Source organism: Arthrobacter sp. Hiyo1 (assembly GCF_001263615.2).
Lineage (GTDB): Bacteria > Actinomycetota > Actinomycetes > Actinomycetales > Micrococcaceae > Arthrobacter.
The window spans coordinates 630,815-640,530 of the sequence record NZ_DF952468.1 but is presented as its reverse complement, the minus strand read 5'-3'; the positions used below and the strand labels follow the sequence as shown (position 1 = coordinate 640,530).

Genomic DNA, 9,716 nt, shown 5'->3' with positions numbered 1-9,716 from the left:
GACGCGCGGCGTCAGGCGACGACGGATCGAAGCGCGCCCCAAAGAGGTCAATAAGGCCGCGGGCAACCTCCGGGTTGGCGAGGAGGGTATCCGCTATGAACTCGAAGGAGTTGGTGTTCCCCATCTGGCGCATGTACTTCGCATAGGCGCGGAGCATGACAACCTGCCGCCAGTGGATACCTTCCCGGAGGACGAGCCGGTCGAAACTGTCGGACTCCACCGCACCGGTCACGGCGGCGCTGAAGGAGTCCGCCAAGAGCTGGCCGGTAGCCACGGGATCGACACCGGCGGGGTACTTCAGGCCAAGGTCGTAGAGGAAGAAGTCCCGGTGGTCGGCAGTCTCAATCTCGAAAGGCCGCTCATCGAGAACCTCAAGGCCAAGATTGTGGAAGTAGGGCAGGATCTGGCTCAGGCTCTTCGGTTCCAAAAGGTAGAGCTTGACGCGGGCATCCTCTTCGAGCAGTTCACCGGCGCCGTTGGGCAGGTAGACATGCACGCCGGGGACCACCTGGACAGCGACGGCGTCGCGGTCGGTTGTGGCGGCATACTTCTCGAAACGCTCAATGTCCTTGAGGGCGTCTTCGACTTCGTAGTCGACCCGGTAGCCGGCGGGGAACGCATCTGCCACAGGGCGGACAACCGCTCGGCATCCAAACCGCTGGTGTTCTCGCGGAGCACCTCCGCAATTCCTTCGGCCCAGGACCGCGAAGCCCGGACAAGCCGCTTTTCGAGTTCACCGGCGTCGACATCGCGAAGCTCAGCCTCCCGCGGGAGCCGGATACGGAAGAACACCCTTGAGAGTGCGGACTCCGTGATCCGGGCCTCGTAGTCGATGCTCTCGGCTTCGAAAGTCTCGCGGAGTTCCTGTTCAATTCGCTGCCGGACGTTGGTGGTGTAGCGGTCACGGGGCAGGTAGACCAATGCCGACATGAATCGCCCATAGATGTCCGGGCGCAGGAAGAGCTTCGTACGACGCCGCTCCTGCAGACGCTGAATGCCCAAAGCCGTTGCTGCCAGGTCCTCGGTCTCTATCTGGAAGAGTTCGTCACGGGGGTAGGTCTCGAGGATACCGACAAGGTCTTTGCCAGAGTGTGAGTCCTGGGGGAAACCGGCCGAGCGGAGCACGGCGTCGACCTTTTCCCGAACGATCGGGATGTTCCTTACGGAACCGGTGTACGCGCTCGTTGCGAAGAGGCCGATGAAGCGGCGCTCACCGTTGACGTTACCGGCAACATCGAAGCTTTTGACACCGATGTAGTCCAGGTACGCAGGGCGGTGAACGGTGGACCGCGAGTTGGCTTTGGTGATGACCAAGGCACGCTTCTCGCGCGCCTTCCGGCGTCCGGCATCGGTGAGGTGCTGGATTTGGTGCGGGTGGTCCCCCGCCCTCAAGAGTCCCAAACCGCTTGCTTCACGCAACTCGAGTACGTCTTCACCGTTCTCGGTGATGAGGTCGTATTCCCGATAACCAAGGAACGTGAAGTTGCCGTTGTCCAACCAACGCAGCAGGTCCTGCGCTTGCCTGAGTTCCGCGATGTCTTCCGGGTGGGCCACTTTGTCCAGGGACGATGCCAGCTCGAGCGCCTTCGTGCGCATTTTGGGCCAGTCTTCGACGGCGGCCCGGACGTCGTTCAGGACGCGGTGGATTCCGTCCACGAGTTCCTTCTGGAAGTCGTCGGCCACCCTGTCAACCTCGACGGCGATCCACGACTCCATGTGGGAGACATTGTCACCTTGGGCGATCAGATGGGCGATGTTCGGCATCGCCGCGGTGTCACCGCTCGAGATGCCGATGTTCGACGGCACCCGGGCAATGTCGGACAGGTCGCCGGTGAGGTGGTCACGCGAAACCACGAAGAGCGGGTGCATGACGAGCCGGATAGCGCAGTTCTGGCGAACGAGTTCGGCGTTCACCGAGTCCACGAGAAACGGCATGTCATCCGTGACGATGTACAGAATGCTGCGGTCACCCTCATTGGCGATCCTGACGTTGGCAGTGCCCGGCTTGCGGCTCTGCCCCGCTTCCCGGTGTGCCGCCGCCCTGGAGGTCAACTGCTCGGCAGCGTACCCGCGCGCGTCCTCCTCAGCGAGATGCTCGTAGTAGTCCCCGAAGAATCCCTCCCGGACTACTGCAGGTTTAGAACGATCCTCCACGCTGGATCCTGACGACATCGACAAACGCCTCCATCACATCTCAATTGCTGCGTCCTTGCAGCCCACATGGCGAGCCTAACGCTTTAGACGACGCCTTGCTCTGGAATAAATGACAGAGGATTTGCGATTTTGCTGGACAGGTGCACATACCATATTTGCGATGGCGAGCCGCAATGGAGATTCGGGCGCAGCCTCGAAGAGGACAGAGCCGGACAACAGGGCCACGTCGCAGGCTTCAGGATCGGATGGCAGGAACGCTTCGATGCCTTGATTGGGTCCGTACCGCTCCCATGCTTCACGGAGTTCACGTTCGGGTGAGCGGCCAGCGGATGCGGCCCGGACCTTGTTCAAAACCACTCGGGGAGCCGCGTGCGGGACAGCCTGTTCGAGCTCCGCGAGGCCACGCACGAGTCGCGGAACGCCAACGGCATCGGCCGCGCCGACGGCGTAAACGGTGTCCGCCAGTTCGATACTGCGGAGGGTCGCGGCATTGCGTCGAGGGGCCATCGTGTCGAAGCTGAGTTCTTCGTCCGCTTCAAGGCAGAAACCTGCGTCGACTACGACGACGTCCGCGATCTCCTTGGAGAGCTCAAGCACCGAAGAGAGCGCGGCGGCCCGGAGCTCCGTCCACCGGTCCGCGCGCGTAATGCCGGTAAGAACCCGGAAGCTGGTGGTTTTGGCGAAGACCGGCGCGGCGATCCGCTTGAGCGATTCGGTATCCAGCAATCCTTGGTCCGCCAGTCGACAAGACTGCGCCAGTCCGGCGGATTCGTCCAGCAAGCCCAGCGAAGCCGCGACGCTGGCCCCGTAGCTGTCTGCATCGAGGAGGATCACTGACTTGCCTTCCGCCGCCAACTCTGCAGCAATGTTGACCGCCACAAGAGTCCTGCCAGGCGCCCCGGTAGGCCCCCAGACCGCGATGATCCGGCCAGCCCCGGCCGGCACGTGTTCCGGTTCTTCCGGCGCATCGGTGGGACGGAGTTCTGCCGCGGTATCCGCAAACCCGGAATCCCGAGGCTCCGCGCGTCGTCTTCCTTGTCCGGGCAACTGGCCTACGGCATCGGAGATCCTCGACGCCAGCGTTGCCGAATCCACATCGAGCGACGCCGTCACGACGCCGATGCTGCGCAGGCGGCTCTCCTCTCCCGGATCGTCGCTCAGGGCGACGATGGAGACTCCGACAGCCGCCAGCCGGTCGACCAGCGACGCGTCAATTCCCCAGCGCCTTCGGCGATGACTGCGGCGCGGGCGAGACCGCTTTGGCATGCGGCCAGGAGTTCGGCGAGTTCACCGCACCGACGCACCACCGTCACCGGCCCGTGGAGCCGTTCGAGTCCGCCGACCAAATCTTCCCGGGATTGCCCGACTGTGACAACCGGGATACTCACTTGCCGGCACCGCCCGGATTCCACACCACGGCAATCTTCGCTTTGTTTGCCTGCGCACCAAGAAGGTTCGGCATCTGCTCATCGGTCACCAGGACCAGAACCACCTTCTCCTTGGACGCTCCAAGGGTGGAGGCACCCTCCGTGACCTGGGCGATCTCCGCCCCGGGCAACAGCAACTGCGGCGTGCCGAAACCGTTGCGCACATCGGGGTGGGCCACCCAGACGTCGACGCGGGATCCTGCCACAGCCTGGGAAGGCAGCGATTCCTGGATCGCGATCGCCACCGGCTTGCGGTCCAAGGAGTCGGCGGCGCCCAGGCTTTCCTGCGGGACGAGTTGGTTCTTGGCAATTCGCTGGATGGCAACTCTTCCCTCCGGCAGACCGCCAGCCAGAGTGACATAGCTGGACTCAACGTCGTCGAGCCGGACCTTGACAACCGCAAGATCGTCCTTGCTGACTTTCTGGCCCACGGCAATCGACTCGCGCGCCGCATAGACCTGAATGGTGCGGTCAGCGGTTCCAACGAGGGCGATGACGCCGGCCAGCGATGCCAAGACCAGGAGAATCCCCACCAAAAGCCGCGGATCCCTCCATGACGGTTTCCTGAGCCGCGCTGCAGCGGCCGCGGTAGTTACACCCATCCTGCTCCCCCGTTTGTTTTGTTAGTCGGCGTCGACCTTCAGTGGCCTTTATTCTGACCGCATCTGGGTCCTTCCGAAAGCCACATGCCTCAAATTACGTCAACCTGTGGATAACCGCGGCAAGTGGATCGAACAGTGGCAAAATGGATGCATGCCCCGATTCCTCACCCTCGCTGATGTCGCCGAACAGCTTCAGATCAACTCGCCGCAGGCATACGCTCTGGTGCGAAGCGGTGAGCTCAAGGCCATCCAAGTGGGCGGCAGGGGCCAGTGGCGCGTCGAAGAAAAGATGCTGGAGCAGTACATCGAGGAACGCTACGCCGAGGCCAGCAGGATCATCCAAGAAGCCAAATCCAAGTCGTCCTGATCTCCGTCCAGCGCCCCAGGACAACGACGGCGGGGAGCCGGCCGGGCTAGAAGTCCTGGCCCCGCAATGAACGCAGCGCGGCAAGTGACTGGAACGGAATTGTTGCCACAGATACGACGTTCCCGGACCGGCGGACCTCGCCCGGCAACATCACCGCGAGATCAAAGTGGTCCTTGCCCACGCGATCAATGACGCCCCGCATCGTCCGCTCCTCCTGCGCCAACTCAAGCAGATGAACCGCCAGTTCCGCCCTGTCACGGGCCAGCATTCGCAGTGCGCTGGCCAGGCCAAGCCGCTGTGATGCCTTCGATTGGCCAGCCCGGACCTGCCGGCCCAGGCCCTGATACGCCAAAGCCGCCGCGACGGGCACCAACCACTGGTGGCGACCTTCGTCCAAAACCACCGATTCGCTCCCGACATGACTAAGCGTCCCTGACACCTGCGTTCCGGATCGGAGCTTCACATCAATCTTCCGGCCGATCGCGCCACGCAGCCTGTCGGAGACGTCGATTCCGGCGATCTCCACACGTGCCCGCTCTGAAATTTCCGATTCAAGTCCCAGCAATCGCTCAGAGGCCAACTGTGCCTCCATGTCTTCAAACAGAGCATCCCAACGCATTGCGTCAGCGTAAGCGGGCATCCCTCGACGGTCAATCTGTCTTCATCGACAAGCTAGTCCTAGACAAATGCCGCTCGTTGTGACCAAAATAATTCAAACATCATTAAATAGCATCAAATTGCACATACTTGCATCAACTGGGTAAGGGGAACCCATGGAACAGACGAACAGGCCCGTTCGGAACGATGTTGCAATGGCGGTGACCATCCTGGTGCTCGCCCTTTTGCTCGCTGTCACTGGACTGATCTTGGTTGACCGATGGAACTCCGCGGCAGGACGACTCCAGACACCCATGTTCGAAGACCTCCTGGGATTTGTCGCAACTGCCTCCGGTCTGGGGATCGGCGCCTGGTGGATCGCCACGTTCATCCTGGCAATGGCCGCCGCGCTCCTCCAGCAAATGGGAAAGAACCGCTGCGCGAGCGCCACTGCCAAACTCAGCCCTGCGTTCATGCGCAGACTGGCCGTTGCAATTCTGGGCCTGAATCTCGCGGGAATCCCCGTGGCGAATGCGGCACCGGCACAGTTTGAACCAGCGTGGAGCCCGGCGAACGGCTCAAACTCGTCGAGCGGCATCTCTGCCCAATGGAAACCCTCCCCTAGTCCTTCTCCCCATCGCCCGGCCATTCCCTCGTTTGAGTCCGGCTCGTTGGAGATCAACCCGCATTGGCAACCCCGCGCACCTGCCACTGCGCCCGGGCTCCTGGGTAACGGGCCGCAGCGTGGCGCCGAACAGCCTGCTTCGCCAAATCAACGCGAAGTGGTGGTGAAACAGGGCGATTCACTGTGGTCGATTGCCGCCCGGCAGCTGGGCCCCATGGCCAGCGACGTCGACATTGCCCACCACTGGCCGAGGTGGTACTCCACCAACCGGCATGTCATTGGAGACGACCCTGGGCTCCTCCTACCGGGTCAGGTCCTCCAACCACCGCCGAACCAGTGACCCAGCCCAACCACCACCAACCAGCGATCCGTAACCGAGGAAGTCCATGAGCGCATCACCAGCCGTCCGCAGCGTGCCGAATGAAGTCCTTCAGGCGGCTTCGCCACCCATTGCCTCCCGTTCGATCATGGCTTCCCCTCGTGCGAAAGCCCGAACGGACGGGCCGTCGGGCGGGGGGCCATCTCCTGCCCGCAAAGCGGCCCAGATCCGCAGTCTCGACGGCGAAATCCGCGCACTGGCCCGCAGCATCGCCCAAGCCGCGGTCGAAGTCCTTGCAGGCACCCGGCCGGCGCAACAGCTCTCACGGACCCTGGATCCCGGATGCTTCAGCGCCCTTCAACACCGTGCCGCACTGACGCGAGCCCATGCTGCCAACGCCCCGGGCGGCAGTCGCGCCTTCACCGAAGTCCAATGGTCCGTTCCGTGCGTGTCTGCGCGGTGAACGACGGAGTGTACGAGGCCAGCTTGGTTGTCTCGGAAGAACTCCGCTCCCGCGCCGTAGCCATGAGGCTTGAAGGGATCAACGGCACATGGCGGGTTACCGCCCTCGAAATCGGCTGACGGCCCGGTTCAAAGCACGCGAAAACGGAGAGGGACCAGAACGCGCGTTCTGGTCCCTCTCCGTTTTCGCTGCAGGCATCGGCTTATTGGAAACGTCCGGAGGCTGCGGGCGTCAGCTACATGCGTCAGGCAGTCGGAGGGTCAGCGGCGCTTCTTCCTGTTGGATCCGCGTTGCTTGTCATCAGCGGCAGCCTTGGCGGGGTTGCCTGAGCGGCCCGAGGCCCTCCCCTCGACGCGGGTCTGGCTCGCGCCGTCTTCACCAGGCGCCGTGTACTGCAGCTGAACAGGCTTTTCCGGGGCTTCGAGGCCGGCCGCGCGGATCTGCGGATCGTGATGTTCCACGTGACCGCCTTCAGGGCTGCCATCCACTACCACCACGTCTTCGGCGGGCGTTACTTCCACTTCCAGGTTGTAGAGGAAGCCCACGCTCTCTTCGCGGATGGCTTCCATCATGCTCTGGAACATCGTGAATCCTTCACGCTGGTACTCGACCAGGGGATCCCTTTGGGCCATCGCGCGCAGGCCAATGCCTTCTTTGAGGTAGTCCATCTCATAGAGGTGTTCCTGCCACTTGCGGCCAAGGACCGAGAGGACAACCCTGCGCTCAAGCTCGCGCATGTTCTCGGCGCCAATGGCTTCTTCCCGCTCCTTGTAAACGAGCTGGGCGTCCGAAAGGATCTCGTTTTTAAGGAATTCAACGGACACCCGCGCCTTCCCGCCGGCTTCGTCGATGATGTCCTGGGCCGTAACAGTTACCGGGTACAGGGTCTTGAGGTTGGTCCACAGCTGGTGGAAGTCCCAGTCATCGCCGGTTCCCTCTGCCGTCGCGGCATCGATCAAGGCATTGATGGTGTCTTCCAGGAAGAACTGGACCTTTTCGTGCAGGTCGTCGCCTTCAAGGATCCTCCGGCGGTCGCCATAGATGGCTTCACGCTGGCGGTTCAGGACGTCGTCGTACTTGAGGACGTTCTTGCGCTGCTCGGCGTTCCGCCCTTCAACCTGGCCCTGGGCCGAAGCGATCGCGCGGGACACGAGCTTGGATTCGAGTGCAACATCGTCCGGTACCGAGCTGTTCATGAGGCGCTCGGCAGCGCCGGAGTTGAAGAGCCTCATGAGGTCATCGGTCAGCGAGAGGTAGAAGCGGGACTCCCCCGGGTCGCCCTGGCGGCCCGAGCGGCCACGCAGCTGGTTGTCGATTCGACGGGATTCGTGGCGTTCCGTGCCCAGCACATACAACCCGCCAAGTTCAAGCACTTCCTCATGCTCGTCCTTGACTGCCTGCTTGGCCGCTTCGAGCGCTTCGGGCCATGCGGCCTCGTACTCCTCGGAGTTTTCCTCAGGGTCCAGGCCCCGCTTTGCCAGTTCGGCGATGGCCGTGAACTCGGCGTTTCCGCCCAGCATGATGTCAGTACCGCGGCCAGCCATGTTGGTGGCGACCGTGACGGCGCCCTTGCGTCCCGCTTGCGCGACAATCGCGGCCTCGCGTGCGTGGTTCTTTGCGTTCAGGACTTCGTGCCGGATGCCCTCTTTGGCCAGCAGCTTGGCAAGGTATTCGCTCTTCTCAACGCTGGTAGTGCCGACGAGCACGGGTTGGCCCTTCTCGTGCCGTTCCGCGATGTCCTTCACGACGGCTTCGAACTTCACGATTTCGTTCTTGTACACGAGGTCCGACTGGTCGATGCGCTGCATGTCCCGGTTGGTGGGAATGGGTACCACGCCAAGCTTGTAGGTGCTCATGAACTCGGCGGCTTCGGTTTCAGCCGTGCCGGTCATGCCCGAGAGCTTGGAGTACATGCGGAAGTAGTTCTGCAAGGTCACAGTGGCGAGAGTCTGGTTCTCAGCCTTGATCTCGACGTTTTCCTTGGCCTCGATCGCCTGGTGCATGCCTTCGTTGTAACGCCGTCCGGCGAGGATACGGCCGGTGTGTTCGTCAACAATGAGGACTTCGCCGTCGAGGATGACGTAGTCCTTGTCCCGCTTGAAGAGCTCTTTGGCTTTGATGGCGTTGTTCAGGAAGCCGATGAGCGGGGTGTTGGCGGATTCGTACAGGTTCTGGATGCCGAGGTAGTCTTCGACCTTCTCAATGCCGGCTTCGAGAACACCGACCGTCCGCTTCTTTTCGTCGACCTCGTAGTCGACTTCAGCCTGGAGGCGCTGCACGACCTTGGCGAATTCGCTGTACCAGCGGTTGGTGTCACCCTGGGCAGGACCGGAAATAATGAGCGGAGTACGGGCTTCGTCGATGAGGATGGAGTCCACTTCGTCGACAATCGCGTAGTTGTGGCCGCGCTGCACAAGCTCGGATTTGTCCCACGCCATGTTGTCGCGCAAGTAGTCGAAGCCGAATTCGTTGTTGGTGCCGTAGGTGATGTCTGCCGCGTACATCTGACGGCGCACTTCGGGATCCTGGTTCGACAGGATGCAACCGCTGCTGAGGCCAAGGAAGCGATAGACACGGCCCATGAGTTCGGACTGGTATTCGGCGAGGTAGTCGTTGACTGTAACGACGTGCACGCCCTTGCCTGTCAGGGCATTGAGGAAGGCCGGAGCGGTGGCCACAAGGGTCTTTCCTTCACCGGTCTTCATTTCGGCGATATTGCCCAGGTGGAGGGCGGCCCCACCCATGAGCTGGACATCGAAGTGGCGCATCCCCAAGGTGCGGGAGGAAGCTTCACGCACCGCTGCGAAAGCCTCCGGCAAGAGATCGTCCAGCTTCTCGCCGTCCTCGTGGCGGGCGCGCAGCCTGTCCGTCTCCTCGCGCAATTCGGCATCGGAGAAGGTCTTGAAGGAGTCTTCGAGGGCGTTGATGGAATCGGCGTAGGTCCGCAGTTGCCTCAGGGTTTTTTTGTCACCCGTGCGGAGAAGTTTTTCGATAAGTGATGCCACGTAAAGTTGCTCCCAGTCTCAAGCTGCCGAATTCTGGCGGTTTCAGTCTACGGGAGAGACCAACGCCACGCGGCCCCGTTTCCCTGAGAGCGGAGCGCAAGGCGCCCCGCAGGCCACCGCCGGAGACCCATGACCTCAGCCGCGGGCCACTGCCGAG

General features: G+C 62.2%; 5 protein-coding genes and 3 pseudogenes. 3 read left to right on the top strand and 5 right to left on the bottom strand.

What is annotated here, in order from left to right; translation table 11 throughout:
• The 3 genes and pseudogenes from AHiyo1_RS02850 to AHiyo1_RS02840 form a co-directional block, all read right to left on the bottom strand.
• Positions 1 to 2,172, bottom strand: a pseudogene (locus AHiyo1_RS02850) (NAD-glutamate dehydrogenase); the annotation flags it as partial.
• Between the two features lie 57 nt (positions 2,173 to 2,229).
• A pseudogene (locus tag AHiyo1_RS02845) lies at positions 2,230 to 3,542 on the bottom strand (AAA family ATPase).
• Entirely contained in the window at positions 3,539 to 4,183 is a 645-nt protein-coding gene (locus AHiyo1_RS02840; protein ID WP_059387547.1) for an SAF domain-containing protein, read from the bottom strand. Before AHiyo1_RS02840 ends, AHiyo1_RS02845 begins: the two are co-directional and overlap by 4 nt.
• Positions 4,184 to 4,334: 151 nt before the next feature.
• Here AHiyo1_RS02840 and AHiyo1_RS02835 point away from each other — a divergent pair, with 151 nt between their 5' ends.
• A complete protein-coding gene (locus AHiyo1_RS02835) occupies positions 4,335 to 4,550 on the top strand; it encodes a helix-turn-helix domain-containing protein (RefSeq protein ID WP_059387549.1) in 216 nt (71 codons plus the stop codon).
• 46 nt (positions 4,551 to 4,596) lie between these two features.
• Here AHiyo1_RS02835 and AHiyo1_RS02830 read toward each other — a convergent pair whose 3' ends face one another.
• On the bottom strand, positions 4,597 to 5,190 hold the full coding sequence (locus AHiyo1_RS02830) for a hypothetical protein (RefSeq protein ID WP_306961041.1): 594 nt from the start codon (positions 5,188 to 5,190) through the stop codon (positions 4,597 to 4,599).
• A 172-nt stretch (positions 5,191 to 5,362) separates the two neighbouring features.
• On the opposite strand from AHiyo1_RS02830, the gene AHiyo1_RS02825 reads away from it, so the two are divergent.
• Both AHiyo1_RS02825 and AHiyo1_RS26100 read left to right on the top strand, forming a co-directional pair.
• Positions 5,363 to 6,112, top strand: coding sequence for a LysM peptidoglycan-binding domain-containing protein (locus AHiyo1_RS02825; RefSeq protein ID WP_216363122.1), 750 nt, complete (start codon positions 5,363 to 5,365; stop codon positions 6,110 to 6,112).
• Between the two features lie 46 nt (positions 6,113 to 6,158).
• Positions 6,159 to 6,673 (top strand): annotated as a pseudogene (locus tag AHiyo1_RS26100) (Rv3235 family protein).
• A gap of 141 nt (positions 6,674 to 6,814) precedes the next feature.
• On the opposite strand, the gene secA reads toward AHiyo1_RS26100, so the two are convergent.
• Positions 6,815 to 9,559, bottom strand: coding sequence for a preprotein translocase subunit SecA (gene secA / locus AHiyo1_RS02815; protein WP_059387545.1), 2,745 nt, complete (start codon positions 9,557 to 9,559; stop codon positions 6,815 to 6,817).
• Between the last annotated feature and the right edge of the window lie 157 nt (positions 9,560 to 9,716).